The following is a 16,176-nucleotide window of genomic DNA, read 5'->3' on the forward strand; positions in this document are numbered from 1 at the left end:
TGGAGCCAGCTCTGGAAACCTATTCTGAATCCATGTAAGCGTCGATTTGTGCGTTTTCAGGCTTTCTTCCTTACTTTACCCCATGAAAGTAACTCAACCCATTCGACTCACCATGGTAGGTGGAGGCAGTTGGGCCACTGCGCTCGTTAAAATTCTCTCCGAAAATAACGTCAGTGTTAAATGGTGGCTCCGCAAAACGTCCGATGCCGATCACATCAAAAAATTCGGGCATAATCCAAGCTACCTGAGCGATGTACAGATTAACACTCGAAAAGTGAAGGTCTGTACCAAAATTCGGGATTCATTTAAAGATAGTGAATACATTATACTGGCTGTTCCGGCCGCGTTCATCAGTGACGCCCTGACCGGGTTGAAGCCAGAACATTTCGACGGTAAATCTGTAGTTTCGGCTATTAAAGGTATGGTTCCGGGGGCTAATCAACTGGTTACCGACTGGGTTAGTGAGCAGTATGGTGTACCAATGGAACGGATGTCAGTAATAGCGGGCCCGTGTCATGCGGAAGAAGTTGCCCTCGAAAAACATTCGTACCTGACAATTGCTTCACAGAATCCTCATTGTGCCCAATCGGTGGCAGACCTGCTACGGTGCCGTTTTGTACAGACAACTCCTGTCGATGATCTATACGGTATCGAGTATAGTGCCGTTATGAAAAATATCATTGCGTTGGCCTGTGGCATCACGAGGGGGCTTGGATACGGCGATAATTTTCAGGCTGTACTCGTATCAAATGCTATGCAGGAAATTAAACGCTTTGTTGATGCGGTTTACCCAAAGCATCGGGACTTGAGCGGATCGGCTTATCTGGGGGATTTGCTCGTAACGGCTTATTCGCCTTTTAGCCGGAATCGTACATTTGGTACATTAATTGGGCGTGGGTATACAATTCAATCGGCGCAGGCCGAAATGAATATGATTGCCGAAGGATACTACGCGGTGAAAAGTATTTACGAAATTAACCGGCGATATGCGGTGGAGATGCCTATAACGAATGCTGTGTACAATATTTTATACGACAAGGCGGCACCAACGGGCGAGATGAATGTGTTAAAAGGGGTATTGGTATAACTCGCAAATATGGGGTAAAAAATAAGAGCCCCCTGATCCGTCAGAGGGCTCCTATACCGTTTATAGCGATGTCGGTAAGGTTTACCGGCAGTTGTGCCTTAGCAAAAATTACTTCGCGCTATCAGCAGACATCGTCGAAGCCGAATCCGTAGCCATGGTCGAATCCGTAGCCATCATCGAAGATGAATCAGCAGTGGTAGTCGTGGTGGTTTCGGTCGTTTCGGTTTTCTTCGAGCTGCAAGACGTAGCCAGGGCGATCATAGCCATGAAAAAGAAGGCAGATTTCGTGATTGCTTTCATAGTTTTGGGGATGTTTTTGTTTAGTGATTAATAATTAATGTCAACGTTAATACCCGATAGAGAAAAAGGTAACCCATTATTTTTTTTATTTTTTTTTGGGTTACGTCTCCGGCGTTTCCGTATTAAGTAATGACTCAACTCAATGAAGGAAAGTAGGTCGCCCATATTAACTGATGAAGAGTTGCTGATGGGGTTGGCCGAGGGCACTGATGATGCATTGACACAGTTGTATCGACGGTATTTCCCGATGGTACTTCACTTCGTAACCACAAACAGTGGTAGCGAAGATGACGCCAAGGATATCTACCAGGAAGCACTGATCGTGTTGTATGAGAAGGTAAGGAGTGGTTCGCTGGAATTACATTGCCAGCTCAAAACGTATCTCTACTCCGTTGGTCGCCGGTTATGGCTAAAGCAGTTGGCCCAACGCAGCCGATTTATGGTGCGGGATGTAGAAACCCCCGCTTCAGATGAATTTGTTGCCGGGCAGATTGATGAGGATTTGTCTATGCATGAAGAACGTGACCGGCAATTCGATTTGATGGCTGACTCGCTCACCCGGCTGGGTGAACCCTGTCGAACCCTGCTGGATGATTTTTATATTCAGCACCTGAGCATGCAGGAGATAACTGAAAAGTTTGGTTACACCAATACCGATAACGCCAAGACGCAGAAATACAAATGTCTGATGCGACTCAAACGGTTGTTCTTTTCAGAATATAAAGCCTAAGTGCCAACTTCCAGGAGTTGGTGATCAACTAATGTTTCGCCGACAAAGGAGGTCGGTTTACAGTAATGGAAACGAACGAAGAAAAGGATATTGAGAACATCTTACTCGCATACAGTGAGCGAGTTCGGTTTAAGCAGCAGCTTCAGGCAATACAGGCAAGTGCTGATATGAAAGCTATGCGCCAGGATGCTAAATCATACCGGTCAGAATCCACCGGACCAATTCGGTCGCTTTGGCAGATGTATCGAACAACGCTGGCTGTAGCGGCATCGGCTGCCATTATTACAACCTTCGGCTCTATATTTCTTTATCAGACCTACCAGCAGAGTCATAAACAGGAACAGCAGTATAGTTTGTTGAGCAAAGAAATTCAGGCTGTTAAATCATCTCAGCGGAGGTTGCTCAATGATTATAATGGACGTGGCCGGGGGCTGAGTACCAACCCCGCCCAAGTCTCTGGCTCGGGATTTCTGCTGACGGGTGATGGCTATTTTGTCACAAATAATCACATCGTTCGCGATGCGGATTCTGTTTATGTACAGAGTGCCAAAGGCGAAGTTTATAAAGCTAGAGTGGTGTACACCGATCAACAGCATGATCTGGCCTTTCTCCAGCTTTGCGACGATAATGCCTTCCGAACTATGCCGACGGTTCCCTACAGTTTCGACGCTAGGCCGTCCGACCTGGGAGAGCGGGTGTATACGCTTGGGTACCCGCGCGAAGAGATCGTCTATGGCGAAGGCTACCTGAGTTCAGGCACCGGCTTTCGGGGAGATTCAACGGCCTACCAGGTAGCGATCGGTGTCAATCCGGGTAATTCCGGTGGCCCACTTCTGGATGAAAAAGGTAACGTGATCGGAATTATCAGCGGTAAGCAGACAACATCGGAAGGGGTAAGCTTTGCGGTTAAGACCAACTATCTGCTCGAAGCACTTAATAATATTCCGGTCGATTCTTTGAAGGGACAGCCCCTTAAGTTAAACCGACGGAACACGCTGGCCAATCTGTCTCGTAAACAGCAGATTAAGCGGATGCAGGATTACGTTTATCAGGTGAAGGTATTTAAACACAAAGATTAAAAGTTCATTAGTAAGCTAAGCTTCTACCAAACAATTGGCGCCATTGCCGAGTTTTCTGTGAAAAATTTAAACTCAGCAACAATGAAAAAGCTCATGACACTGGCTACTGCCTTATTATTATCAGCAGCCGCTGTGTCCGCCCAGGATACAAAACAGAATGCTAAAGAAACAGCTCACCAAGCCAAAGAAACAACCAAAGCGGCTGGCCGAAAAGTAGGTCGCGAAGCCGATAAAGCCGGGGACAAAATCTCATCGGCGGCTAAAAACACCAAAGAAGACGTTAAAGACGGTACCAATAAGGCGCTCAACAAAGCCGATCGCAAGATGAAAAAGGCGGAGCGAAAACTGGACAATTCGAAATAAACAGAACGGTTATTAATAAAAACGGCATCCCACATAAGCGTGGTGATGCCGTTTTTATTAATAACCGACGAACTTCAAGCAGACCTTACTGCGTTGTTTTGCCAGATAATTGCTTTTTACTGCATTACCCATAGCTATGAATTCAACTATTTCGGTGCTTTTGTTTGGGATTACCCGCGATTTAACCGGGCAGTCAGCGGTGTCGCTTCCCTTAGCCGATGGAACCAGTGTTAGCGATTTACTCAGTCAGATGCACCAGGCTTATCCTGCCTTGGCAGGCATTCGTTCATTGTTAATTGCTGTCAATGGTGAGTACGCGGAGGCCGACCAACTGTTGGCTCAGCACGACGAAGTTGCCCTTATCCCTCCCGTTAGCGGAGGTTAATCTTTTTGTTTATGATTGCCCTAACCTCAGACCCTATCGACGTTTCTGCTGCTCTCCGGTTTCTCCAGTCCGATCAGGCAGGAGCCATAGACTTTTTTCTCGGCGTCGTTCGCGACAATACACAGGAGCGTCCTGTCGACCGGCTCGAATACGAAGCCTATGACCGCATGGCCATCAGCGAAATGCAAAAAATTGCTGATGCTGCTCAGGAACAATGGCCGATACTCCGCTATACGATTATTCACCGAAAGGGTACTTTACAGATTGGTGAAATAGCGGTACTCATTGGTGTAGCTACTGCTCACCGTGCTGCCGCTTTTGAAGCCTGCCGCTACATAATAGATACCATTAAACAGACGGTACCCATTTGGAAAAAGGAAGTCTTCACCAACGGAGAATCCTGGGTGAATGCCCATCCTTAAAGTAGCGAGGAGATAGAAACGAGGAGGGCTGACGCATCTGTTGCTTTTGCGTCAGCCCTCCTCGCTACTTGATCAAATAGGTTCCCACAATCGGATAGTGGTCCGAATAGCCAATGTAGTTGAGGGTTTCGAAATTTAAGACTGGCAGTCTCGGGTCGTGAAATTGATGGTCGATACGAATAAACCCTGGCAGGCGGTTATATGTAAAGCCAAAACCCCGACCTGCATCTTCAAAACTATTGGGTAGTACCTGGCGTAATCGTTCGTAAACAACACTGTAAGGAGTGTCGTTATGGTCGCCGGTAACGATAACAGGATAAGGGCTTTCGCGGATGTAGTTTATAACCTTATACACTTCCTCCCTACGATCTGTAAAGCCATTGTGCAGCGCCGTCAGCACACCACGCGTTTCCCGCTTTACACCTTTTATTTCTTTCTGGTTCAAGACCTTCCCAACACGGATGCCCATTGAGCGAAGGTGAACGTTGATGATACGGATAGTATCGTTCCCTATCTTAATATTTGCCCATACAATTCCGTTCGAACCTCCGAAGAGTTCGCGTCCTGAATCCACGATTGGGTATATGGAAAAGATAGCGGCTCCTATATCGCCTTCCGGTACCAGTGCATTTTGGGGGTATAAAAGGACAGAGTAGCGGTATCCAGCTTTTCTAAACCGCAGTACAACGTTATAATCGGGTATCGACGTGGAGTTATAAAACTCCTGAAAGCATTTGATGGGTGCGTCGTAGCGCAATACATAGTTATCTGTTCGGCGAACGCGGGGCGAACTTGTGTAGAAAGACCAGCTCTCATTCAGGTCAAATGATTGAACGTTATAACTAAATACTTTTATCGGCTTGCCTTGACTGATTACTTCGACCGGTGTATGCCACACAAAGGTGCGCGATCCAAATAGAATTAAGCCAACAATCAGGACAATTCCGGAAAGCCAGCTTCGCCAGGGGCGGGAGGTTAGCCAACAAAAAACAACGATCAAATTCAGTACCCAGGCTACGGGCAAGGTGATCATGATCATGCTTGCCGACCAATGTTCGGTTGGCAAACTATACAAAAGCCAATACCCGAAACAGGTGTATAAAACCAGTAATAAATTTAGTGACCAAAGCAACGACCGAAAAAAATAGGCGATGACCTGTTGAACCCGTATTCTTAGCGTCATATCGTCGTTGTTGAGCGAGGGAATTTCTATTTAAGAGCCAAAAATAAGGTATAATGACCGGAAAGCCTGCAATTGAGCCCGCGCAGGGGCTTGCGATGCACATAGAAATACATTATCTTTGTGGCACAAAAACTATATGGCATTGGTCAAAAAAGGGAGTCGCACTCCCTTTTTTGTTAGCCATACCTTATGGACGACAAAGCGAAAATTACCGAACTACTACAGCCTTACCTGAAAAACGATCTATTCTATATCGTTGATATTCAGGTAGCTGGAAGGCAAGGTGGCCGATTGAAGGTCACTATTTTGTTGGATAGCGATGCGGGTATTACGATTGATGACTGTGCTGATATTAGCCGTAGGCTAGGAGGACAGATGGACGAAATGAATTTTTTCGGAGATTCGCCGTTCACGCTGGAGATTTCATCACCCGGCGTTGATTATCCGTTGACTTTTCCGCGTCAGTTTGTCCGCAATGTGGGCCGTCAATTAATTGTGACACTCACCGATGGAGTTATTCGTAAAGGACTGCTCGAATCGGTAGCCGAAGAGCATATTGTTCTGAATGTAGAAGCAGAAAAAAAGTCGAAGAGTAAAAAGAAAAAAGATGCTGACGTATCTCCTGATAGCCAACCGGTTGGCCCAACGCCAATCTTGTTCGGGCAGATAAAAAAAGCGCAAGTGGAAGTATCATTTAAATAAGGTTGCTGGTCGATAGTTGGACGTACATTCACGAACGATTACCGACATTGACTGCCGACTATTGACAAAACACGAAAATGACCAGTGGACTATTAATTGAATCGTTTGCTGATTTTGCCCGGTCGAAGAACATTGATCGGCCTACCATGATCGCTATTCTGGAAGATGTTTTTCGGACCATGATTCGTAAGAAATATGGCACCGATGAAAATTTCGACGTGATCATCAACGCCGAAAGTGGTGATCTCGAAATGTGGCGGACGCGCGAAATTGTGGACGACAATTCGGAAGATATTTGGGATTATGATAAAATCCCCCTCGCCGAAGCGCGTAAAATTCAGGATGACTTTGAGGTGGGTGAACAGGTTGCCGAAGAGGTAAAGCTAGACGATTTTGGTCGTCGGGTAGTACAAACGGCCCGCCAAACACTCATCCAGAAGATAAAGGACATGGAGAAAGAACTCCTTTATCAAAAGTATAAGGACCAGGTTGGTGATTTGGTGACTGCCGAAGTATATCAACTGCTGAAGCATGAGATTATTCTTGTCGATGGCGAGAGCAACGAACTGAGTTTACCCCGCACGGAGCAGATTTCTAAAGATCGGTACCGGAAGGGTGAGCCAGTAAAGGCAGTCATTAGCCGGGTCGACATGCTCAACGGCACGCCTAAAATTGTGTTATCCCGTACATCACCCGTGTTTCTGGAGCGTTTGTTTGAAATTGAAGTACCGGAAATTTACGATGGCCTGATATCTATCCGTAAAATTGTTCGGGAGCCGGGCGAACGGGCTAAAGTGGCGGTTGAATCGTATGACGACCGGATTGATCCTGTTGGTGCCTGCGTGGGTATGAAAGGATCGAGGATTCACGGTATCGTACGCGAACTTGGCAACGAAAACATCGACGTAATCAACTATACCGAAAATCTAGAACTGCTTATTAGCCGGGCGCTTAGTCCCGCCAAAATCAGTTCAATGCAGATTGACCGGGAAACAAAACGCGTATCTGTTTTCCTGAAGCCCGACCAGGTTTCGCTGGCTATCGGTAAAGGTGGTCAGAACATTAAGCTGGCCGGCCGGTTGGTAGATATGGAGATCGACGTATTCCGGGATAACGAAGGACAGGAAGATGATGAAGACGTTGACCTGATGGAGTTCTCGGATGAGATCGACGAGTGGATGATTCAGGAACTTCGAAAAGTGGGTCTGGATACAGCCAAAAGTGTGCTGGCCCTGAATAAAGAGGAGCTTGTTCGTCGAACCGATCTGGAAGAAGATACCGTCGAAGAGATTTTGAATATCCTGAAACAGGAATTTGAGTAAGATTACTGAGGGGTGAAGAGCCGAAATTGAAAACTGAATGATTAGCAAAAAAGATCATTCTTCAAATTTCACTCTTCATTCTTAAAGTAAGGGATTTTTATTGTTGGAACTGGTGTTCATACCTTACCAACACCTATTAAATTTGCCGAATATAAACCGAAGTATGGCAGAAGAAAAGTCAATGCGCCTGAGCCAAGTGGCAAAAATTCTCAACAAAGGGCTTTCCTCTGTTGCGAGTAGTCTGTCTGCCAAAGGGTTTAAGGTTGAGATTAATCCTAACACCAAAATCAACACAGAACAGTTGGAGGTGCTAGCGAAGGAGTATAAATCTACGGAACTCCTGAACGGAACTCGCCGGGCTGAACCGCCGGTTGCAGCCGCCGAGCCACCGCGTCGTCAGGAGGAGGATGTCGTTCTATATCGTCGTGATGACGCGAGACGTCCGATTGTTGAAAACAAACCAGAGTCAGCTCCGGCTGATCTGCCCAAACCGGCTCCGGTGGAGTCGAAATCAGCACCGCAAACTGCTCAGACCGGTTTGCCAGGCTTGAAAGTACTGGGTAAAATTGACTTGAATGCTAAGCCGTCAGTTCCACAGCCCCAGCCTGTTCCTCAGGCAAAAGCACCGGAGCCATCGGTAGCGAAGCCCGTTGTGGCTCCGCCCGTCGAGTCAATGCAGCCTGAAGTACATGTACCGGTACCGGCTCCTACCCCTGTAGAAGCGCCTAAACCTGTTACTCCACAGCCCGTTGCACCGGTTGCTGATGTCCCTAAGGCAGTACAAACACCACCTGTTGAGGTAAAACCCGCGCCAGCCCCTGTGGCATCTGCACCGGCACCTCCTGTGGTCAAGGAAGAAGCAGTACCTAAGGAAGCGCCTAAACCAGTTGTGTCTGAACCAAAGCCTGCTCCTGTTCAGGCTGCGGCACCGGTAGCTGTTGCAGCGCAGTCAGTACCAGCCGTTCCTTCCGTTTCTGCCCCTGTAGAGACGCCTAAACCCGTACCTCAGGAGAAATCTAGGGATAATCGGCAAGCTAATCAGGCCAATCCGCCAAAACAGGAAAGCCAGCCAGCTAAACCAGTAGCACCGACAGTTTCGGCCGATGAGCCGGACGCAGCAACGGAAACAATCCGGGCGGCTGGTAGCCACCAACTGGGCGGACTGAAAATTCTTGGTAAAATTGAGTTACCGGTTAACAACCCCCGTCAGGGAGGTGGCGGTAACAACGCCGATAAGAAAGGAAAGCGCAAGCGTATTCGTGGCGGTCGTGAGGGTGGGAGCAATCCTAACCAGCCAAATCAGGGCAGTGGGCAACCACAGGGTCAGGGTGGCAATCGGCCTCCGCGTGAAGGCGACCGTGGACCAGCAAACCGCACCCAGGGCGATCGTCCACAGGGTGACCGCACACCAGCTACAGGACAACCTCCACGTGATGGTAACCGTTCGCAGGGACAAGGTCAGGGCGACCGTACAGCAGCACCCGCTAACCGTACGGGAGGCACTGGCCAGAATCAGGGTGGTAACAACAACACCAACCGAACTGGATCGGCTAATACGAACACAAACTCGAATACCAATAACCGTTCTGGTGGTGGTAATAACGCCAATCGGGGTGGAACTGGCAATGCTAACCGCGGTGGAACCGGCAATAATGCCAACCGTGGCGGTGGTGGTCGTCGTGAAGCGCCAACTCAGGCTGACGTTCAAAAGGCTATCCAGCAAACGAACGCCCGGATGCGCGGTAACACGCCAAACCGTGGTGCCGACCGTCGACGTGATCGCCGAAGCCAGCGCGAAGATGATCGTCGTTTGCTGAACGAACAGGAGGAACTGGAAGCAAAAATCCTGAAAGTTACCGAGTTCGTGTCAGCTAATGATCTGGCGTCGCTAATGGACGTGTCGATCAACGAAGTTATCTCGGTTTGTTTGAACCTGGGTATGTTCGTGTCGATCAACCAGCGTCTGGATGCAGAAGCTATCACTGTTATTGCTGATGAATTTGGCTATGACGTACAATTTATATCGGCTGAAGACGAAACCGAAGCCAGTATCGACGTTGAAGCGGATGAACCGGACGATCTACAGCCACGTGCACCAATTGTGACCATTATGGGTCACGTTGACCACGGTAAAACATCTTTGCTTGACTATATCCGCCGGGCTAAAGTAGCCGCTGGCGAAGCGGGTGGTATTACACAGCACATTGGTGCCTATAGTGTAAAACACAGTGGTGATCGAATGATCACATTCTTGGATACACCAGGTCACGAAGCCTTTACGGCCATGCGTGCACGGGGAGCCAAAGTAACGGACGTTGTTATTATTGTAATCGCTGCCGATGACAGCATCATGCCGCAAACGCGTGAAGCTATCAACCACGCACAGGTTGCCGGAGTACCGATTGTCTTTGCTTTCTCGAAAGTAGACAAACCGGGTGCTGATTCTGAAAAGATTCGGACTGAACTGGCCGCTATGAACATGCTCGTTGAAGAATGGGGTGGTAAGTACCAGGCGCAGGAAATATCGTCTAAATCGGGTATGGGTGTCGACGATCTGCTCGAAAAAGTGCTGCTCGAAGCAGAACTGCTCGAACTGAAAGCCAACCCATCCCGCCGGGCACTGGGAACTGTTATCGAAGCTTCTCTTGATAAAGGTCGTGGCTATGTATCGACTGTACTGGTTGAGAATGGCACACTGCATCAGGGTGACATCATGCTGGTGGGTGCCCACTACGGCCGCATCCGGGCCATGACAAATGACCGGGGTGAACGAATCAAAGAAGCTGGCCCATCGACACCTGTTCAGATACTAGGTCTGCCCGGTGCTCCGCAAGCCGGTGATAAGTTCAACGTAATGGAAACGGACCGTGAGGCCCGCGAAATTGCGAACAAACGCGAACAGTTGTTACGTGAACAAACACTGCGCACTCGCAAGCACATCACCCTTGAGGAGATTGGGCGCCGGAAGGCAATCGGTACCTTCAAGGAATTGAACGTGATTGTGAAAGGTGACGTAGATGGATCGGTAGAAGCTTTGTCAGATTCGCTGCTGAACCTTTCTACGGAAGAGGTTCAGGTGAATATCATTCATAAAGCCGTGGGTCAGATTTCTGAATCGGACGTTCTGCTGGCGTCGGCTTCGGATGCGGTTATCGTTGGCTTCCAGGTACGGCCATCGGCAAGCGCCCGGAAATTGGCGGAACAGGAACAGATAGAAATTCGTCTCTATTCGATCATTTACGATGCGATCAACGAAGTGAAAGACGCTATGGAAGGGCTGCTTGCACCGACTGTGGAAGAAGTTATCGTTGGTAATATTGAAGTTCGTGATGTCTTCAAGATTAGTAAAGTAGGTACGGTAGCCGGTTGCTACGTAACCGAGGGTAATATTAAGCGTAACAACAAGATTCGAATCATTCGAGATTTCATTGTCGTACATACGGGTGAAATCAGCGCTCTGAAACGCTTCAAAGAAGATGTTAGTGAAGTGAAGTTCGGCTACGAATGTGGTCTGAGCATCAGAAACTTCAACGACATCGAAGTAGGAGACGTAATCGAAAGCTTCGAACTGAAAGAAGTGAAACGGACATTGTAGTCCGGGCCGCCAGAACGGTTCAGATACTAGCCCCGACAGGAAAACCTGTCGGGGCTTTTTTGTACCTTTTCGCTTTGAACATCGCCTGTATGAAACTTCTCGTCATTAGTGATCTTCACGGACGGACCGTTTGGAAAGAAGCGAACCTCGACCAATACGACCGGGTTATCTTTTTGGGTGACTATACGGACAGTCACACCTTTGATGATAAGACCATTTTCAATAACCTGCTTGATATTATCTGGCTTAAACGCCAAAACCCTGTGAAGTTTATTCTGCTTATTGGTAACCATGATGCGCAATACCTTCATTTCCCGCACTATCGTTGTTCAGGGTTTCGGGAGAAAGCACAGCCTGAGCTGAGTTTCTTATTCACTACACACATTAACCTGTTTCAACTGGCTCATCAGGAAGGTAATTACCTGTTTACCCATGCTGGCGTAACCAAAAAATGGCTGGCGCATTTTCTTGTAAAAACCGGTAAAAGACTAATTGAACGTACATCTATTGCTAATCTGGCCGGATTGTTGAATAAGGTTCATAATGAAGAAATGTGCTTCCGAAACCTGCTTTTTGAGGTTGGACCGAAACGGGGAGGCTTCAATGCCTACGGCGGGCCTATTTGGGCAGATCGCTCGGAAACTTCTGTTGACTTCCTGATGGGATTTCAGCAGGTTGTAGGACATACGCCAGTTTTTGATTTTTCGACAATATATGGTGAAAGTGGGTCGATTACCTATACGGATGTTTTACAAACCAAAACGGCATTTTATGAAGTCATAATCCGTGACTAACTTAGGGACTAAAGAAACGAAAGGTCTATACCAGGCCGTTATTAAGAAAACCCTGTTTGCTACGCAAATACCCTGAATGAATTTTCTCTATCCTTCCTTTCTGCTTGGGTTGCTGTCGGTCTCCGTCCCGATTGCCATTCACCTGTTTAACTTTCGACGGACAAGGCGGGTTTTCTTCTCGAATGTAGCCTTGCTGCGAACAGTTCAGACGGAGACAAAATCGTTTCGACGACTCAAACACTGGCTTATCCTCGCCTGTCGTTGTCTGTTTCTGGCTTGCCTAGTTCTGGCATTTGCGCAACCCTTTATTCCCAGTAAGAATAAGCTGGGTTTGTCTCGTCAGGGGGTAACGAGTTTGTATGTCGATAACTCATTCAGTATGCAGAATGAACGCAATACAAAGCGATATCTCGATATAGCCATTAGCAAGCTGGATGAGTTGCTCACGTTGTTCCGTAATGCTACATCGCTCCAGTTACTGACCAATGATTTCTCCGTAGCTGAACAGCAGGCCGGAACAGCTGAGGCTGTTCGTGACCGCGTGACGTCTATCCGGTTTGCCCATACCCCCCGCACCCTCGAAACCATTTACCGCCGTCAGCGTAACCTGTTGAGTTCCCTGAATCCGGGCGGGCACAATCAGTTATTCTGGTTTTCTGATTTTCAGAAAAGTACGGTGGGGGATTTATCAAGACTTAAGATTGATACTACAGATCGATTGTTCATCGTGCCTCTCGATGCACAATCTACCAAGAATGTGTATGTCGACTCGGTTTGGCTCAGTACGCCGTTTATCCGCGAAATGCAGAATAATAGTCTTAATGTCAAGCTGAACAACGCGGGTCGTGAGAATGTCAAAAACCTGCCGGTTCGGTTGTATCTTGACGATACCCAGACCTCGACAGCCACAGCGACGTTGGCACCGGATGGTTCTGCAACGGTTTCGCTGAATTTTAACGTAACCTCGAAAGGATACCACCGGGGACGTATTGTTTTTGAAGATTATCCCATAACCTTCGATAACCAGTACTTTTTTGTCATTGAAGCTTCTCCGGCCGTACGGATATTGCATTTGTATGAACAGAAATCAGGACCGGCGGACCGAACATCGGACTATATAAATGCCGTTTATTCGAATGACAGTTTGTTTGTTCGCCAGAGTTTCAGTGTGCAGAATTTCGATGTTGGTCAGTTGAAAGAAACGGATCTGGTCGTGCTGGAGGGTGTTACGGACGTAAATGGTACGCTGCGTACCGAGCTGGAGCGCTTTGTACGGCAGGGGGGCAGTATAGCCATTATTCCGCCTACTAATCCTAACAGTGCGTCATACAACCCTTTCCTACAAACGTTAGGTGTCGGAGTCGTTCAGACGACTACCACGGTGGGTGGTACGCCAACTACGGTGCCAGTAGCTGATCCTGACCGGCGTAATCCATTTTTTCAGGATGTTTTTCAGCAGAGCTATCAGTCCGAGCCGCTGAATATGCCAACGGCCGCCCCTGTTTGGCGATGGAGTTCGGGCCAGCGGTTACTGAGCCTGCGTGACGGGAGCCCATTACTCACACAAACCAAGCTGAGCGGAGGGACCACTGCCCGTCAGGGAAGTGTTTATATGCTGGCTAGCCCGTTGGCAACAGCATACGGAAATTTGGCAGAGCACGCGCTGTTTGTTCCGATTATGTATAAAATGGCGGCTTTGAGCGTTCGGGCGCAACGGACGGCATATTCGTTCGATGACAATCTGGTCACCATTTCGGTTAGCAATCCATTTGAAAAGACCGTTTACAAGCTGAAACATGACAAGCTGGAAATTATTCCGGTGCAGCGCATCGTCGGTAACCAGCTTCAGCTCGAAATGCCTAAAAGCAACGAGCTGACGGCTGGTCAGGAAGTGGAAGCAGGATATTACGAACTGCGTCTGAATGACAAGATTGAACGATTGCTGGCTTTCAATCACGGGAATCAGGAGTCGACAATGAGTTTTTACTCCGCTGATGAGCTTCGAAAGATCTTCGTCAACCAACCGAACGTCGAAATTTTCGACAGCATTCAGGACGGCGATTTTGTGCAGGTACTGGAGCAGGAAAATCTGGGCAAAAGCCTCTGGAAATATTTTCTGATTGCCTCCCTTGCCTTCCTGTTGATTGAAGTTGGGCTGGTACGGTTTATGAAAGGTTGAGTTTGTCAGGCCTGCCTTTCGGTAGGCTTGTGAAGAAGAGGCCAGTCATTTGAAAGATGACTGGCCTCTTTTTTATGGAGTAGCTTTGTCAGGACAGATAGTACGTCCGGTGTATGGTTCTGAAAGCGAGTTATGATAAATCGCCGAATGACTCATAAACTTTCTGTCTTTGAAAATGCTCTCAATGAGTCAGTAATGGATATTTTAACTTTATTCTGAAAAAATAGTGCTAATCAATGTGAGGTAATAAAGCCCGAACTTGTCTACCTTAAGCACTACCCGATTAACGGAAGTTTGTATGCAGCTATTACCGTTGCCGTTTGCTCAAACCAAAAGCGATGGCCCAACCCTGCCGCTGGAAAATCAACACCTGGAACCTTCGGTCAGGGTAACTGATGACGAACTTATACTTCGACAGCTTTTCAGTGAAAATGCCATGAACGGCTGTGCCCTGCTATTCCGGCGTTACTATACGAATCTGGTTAATCATGCCGTTCGGTTTGTTTATTCCAAAGAAGTGGCTGAGGACCTTGTCGCTGAGGTATTTGCGGTTTTCTGGCAGGACCGCACGTTTGATAAGATTACTACGTCATACCGGGCGTATCTGTATAAAGCTGTTCGCCACCGCGCCTACAATTACCTGCGCTGGGAGTTGCGCGAATCTGATTCGCTCGAATCCGCTGACAAACAGTCTATCCCGGCATCGCTACAACCCGATCAGGTGCTGCATTACAGTGAATTACACCAGAAGATTGAATCTATTATTCAGAACCTTCCTCCACAATGCCAGCGTGCTTTCTTACTAAGCCGAATTGAAGGCAAGAAGTATGCGGAGATAGCGCAGGATATGAAAATTACCAACAGCGCTGTCGAAAAATTACTCATCCGGGCCATTAATAAGCTACGGCAGGACTTAAAAGCAGACTGGTTTATTGTGCTGATTGTATCGATCGGTGTCGATTCTCTGCACGTGCTTGGGTGAGGTAACGTGTGCTCAACTTGTCTATCAGGCAAACTATGAATCAATTATGAAGCCGTCGCTCACGAAACATATAATTTTTGACTTCTTTGACGGGAAAGCTACGGCTATCCAGCGAAAATACATTGAAGCCTGGATAGCTGACGAAGAGAATCAGGAACTGTATTATCAATACCTGGATGAGTGGGAGAGCCAGCGGCCTCAATTTGCGGTCGACTCCGAAAAAGCCTTCGGGGCTTTTCAGCAGATATTACAGGAAACACAGCCTCGCCCTCCACAACCCGTTCTGGTTAAAAACAATGCACCTTTCTGGACAAATAACGGGCTTGGCTGGCGTATTGCTGCATCGGTGCTTGTGGTGAGTTTGCTGGGTGCTTATCTGTTTCGGGCTCAAATCCGATTCAAAACTTACCAGACCACCTATGGGCAAACGGCTGTTCATCAACTAGCGGACGGAACAACCGTGACACTCAATGCCAATTCATTGCTGCGGGTTCCCCGCTTTGGGTTTGGTTCGGATACACGTGAAGTATTTCTGGAAGGGGAGGGCGAGTTCAGGGTAACGCACACGGCCGATAATCAGCGGTTTGTGGTACGCACCGCCGATAAGTTTCAGGTTGAAGTTCTCGGTACTGAATTTGTCGTTTATGCTCGCCAGCGGGGTAAGCGTGTTTTCCTGAACAAAGGCAAAGTGAAGCTCGAACTGGCGCACGGCCAGCAAGTATACATGAAGCCCGGTAATGTGGTGACTGTGGCTAACTCGGGCCAATACCAGCTTCGCCAAATAGCGCCCGCCCGGCCGTTTGTGGCCTGGAAGGAGCACTGGTTTTATTTCGACAATACACCCATTGCCGAAGTGGCCATCCAGATTCAGGAACGATTCGGGGTCAACGTTGTCGTTCCTGAAACGGACCTGGCTCAACGGCGGATTGCCGGAAATTTTAAAGCTGAAAAGGCCGATGACCTGCTGGAAATATTAGCTGATCTGCTCCAGCTAACTGTTGTTAAGACCCGCCACCATATCGAATTACGAACCATTAAACAATCCTAGTAACA

The 16,176-nt window shown here is 47.9% G+C and carries 15 protein-coding genes; 13 read left to right on the forward strand and 2 right to left on the reverse strand.

The window, feature by feature from the left end; translation table 11 throughout:
* Positions 1–82: 82 nt before the first annotated feature.
* Entirely contained in the window at positions 83–1,087 is a 1,005-nt protein-coding gene (locus tag NT073_RS11230; protein ID WP_297373028.1) for an NAD(P)H-dependent glycerol-3-phosphate dehydrogenase, read from the forward strand.
* A gap of 108 nt (positions 1,088–1,195) precedes the next feature.
* Here NT073_RS11230 and NT073_RS11235 read toward each other — a convergent pair whose 3' ends face one another.
* Positions 1,196–1,387 carry a hypothetical protein gene (locus tag NT073_RS11235; protein ID WP_297373030.1) on the reverse strand — a complete coding sequence of 64 codons (192 nt, stop codon included), beginning with the start codon at positions 1,385–1,387 and terminating at the stop codon, positions 1,196–1,198.
* Between the two features lie 142 nt (positions 1,388–1,529).
* Between NT073_RS11235 and NT073_RS11240 the strand changes: the two genes are divergently transcribed.
* The 5 genes from NT073_RS11240 to NT073_RS11260 all read left to right on the forward strand — a co-directional run bounded on the left by NT073_RS11240 (position 1,530) and on the right by NT073_RS11260 (position 4,366).
* Positions 1,530–2,117: a sigma-70 family RNA polymerase sigma factor gene (locus NT073_RS11240; RefSeq protein WP_297373035.1), complete on the forward strand. Its 588-nt coding sequence runs from the start codon at positions 1,530–1,532 to the stop codon at positions 2,115–2,117.
* A gap of 65 nt (positions 2,118–2,182) precedes the next feature.
* Positions 2,183–3,196 carry a serine protease gene (locus NT073_RS11245; RefSeq protein WP_297373038.1) on the forward strand — a complete coding sequence of 338 codons (1,014 nt, stop codon included), beginning with the start codon at positions 2,183–2,185 and terminating at the stop codon, positions 3,194–3,196.
* An 81-nt stretch (positions 3,197–3,277) separates the two neighbouring features.
* Complete coding sequence (locus NT073_RS11250; RefSeq protein WP_012925812.1) at positions 3,278–3,559, forward strand: hypothetical protein; 282 nt, start codon at positions 3,278–3,280, stop codon at positions 3,557–3,559.
* 136 nt (positions 3,560–3,695) lie between these two features.
* Complete coding sequence (locus tag NT073_RS11255) at positions 3,696–3,944, forward strand: MoaD/ThiS family protein (RefSeq protein ID WP_297373042.1); 249 nt, start codon at positions 3,696–3,698, stop codon at positions 3,942–3,944.
* Positions 3,945–3,955: 11 nt separating this feature from the next.
* Positions 3,956–4,366, forward strand: coding sequence for a molybdenum cofactor biosynthesis protein MoaE (locus NT073_RS11260; RefSeq protein ID WP_297373044.1), 411 nt, complete (start codon positions 3,956–3,958; stop codon positions 4,364–4,366).
* Positions 4,367–4,430: 64 nt separating this feature from the next.
* On the opposite strand, the gene NT073_RS11265 is transcribed toward NT073_RS11260, so the two are convergent.
* On the reverse strand, positions 4,431–5,549 hold the full coding sequence (locus tag NT073_RS11265) for an endonuclease/exonuclease/phosphatase family protein (protein ID WP_297373047.1): 1,119 nt from the start codon (positions 5,547–5,549) through the stop codon (positions 4,431–4,433).
* A gap of 189 nt (positions 5,550–5,738) precedes the next feature.
* Here NT073_RS11265 and NT073_RS11270 point away from each other — a divergent pair, with 189 nt between their 5' ends.
* The 7 genes from NT073_RS11270 (at position 5,739) to NT073_RS11300 (ending at position 16,171) form a co-directional block, all read left to right on the forward strand.
* Positions 5,739–6,251, forward strand: coding sequence for a ribosome maturation factor RimP (locus tag NT073_RS11270; protein WP_297373049.1), 513 nt, complete (start codon positions 5,739–5,741; stop codon positions 6,249–6,251).
* Positions 6,252–6,328: 77 nt separating this feature from the next.
* Positions 6,329–7,573 carry a transcription termination factor NusA gene (nusA, locus tag NT073_RS11275; RefSeq protein ID WP_012925815.1) on the forward strand — a complete coding sequence of 415 codons (1,245 nt, stop codon included), beginning with the start codon at positions 6,329–6,331 and terminating at the stop codon, positions 7,571–7,573.
* A gap of 163 nt (positions 7,574–7,736) precedes the next feature.
* The gene (gene infB, locus NT073_RS11280; protein ID WP_297373052.1) at positions 7,737–11,168 is read left to right on the forward strand and encodes a translation initiation factor IF-2; all 3,432 of its coding nucleotides are present in this window, start codon (positions 7,737–7,739) and stop codon (positions 11,166–11,168) included.
* Positions 11,169–11,257: 89 nt separating this feature from the next.
* Positions 11,258–11,962: a metallophosphoesterase gene (locus NT073_RS11285; protein WP_297373054.1), complete on the forward strand. Its 705-nt coding sequence runs from the start codon at positions 11,258–11,260 to the stop codon at positions 11,960–11,962.
* 76 nt (positions 11,963–12,038) lie between these two features.
* Positions 12,039–14,141 carry a BatA domain-containing protein gene (locus NT073_RS11290; RefSeq protein WP_297373055.1) on the forward strand — a complete coding sequence of 701 codons (2,103 nt, stop codon included), beginning with the start codon at positions 12,039–12,041 and terminating at the stop codon, positions 14,139–14,141.
* A gap of 298 nt (positions 14,142–14,439) precedes the next feature.
* Entirely contained in the window at positions 14,440–15,123 is a 684-nt protein-coding gene (locus NT073_RS11295; RefSeq protein WP_297373056.1) for an RNA polymerase sigma-70 factor, read from the forward strand.
* A gap of 46 nt (positions 15,124–15,169) precedes the next feature.
* Positions 15,170–16,171, forward strand: a complete 1,002-nt coding sequence (locus NT073_RS11300) for a FecR domain-containing protein (RefSeq protein WP_297373057.1) — start codon at positions 15,170–15,172, stop codon at positions 16,169–16,171.
* The last annotated feature ends 5 nt before the right edge of the window (positions 16,172–16,176 follow it).

The organism is Spirosoma sp. (assembly GCF_026391055.1).
Classification (GTDB): domain Bacteria; phylum Bacteroidota; class Bacteroidia; order Cytophagales; family Spirosomataceae; genus Spirosoma.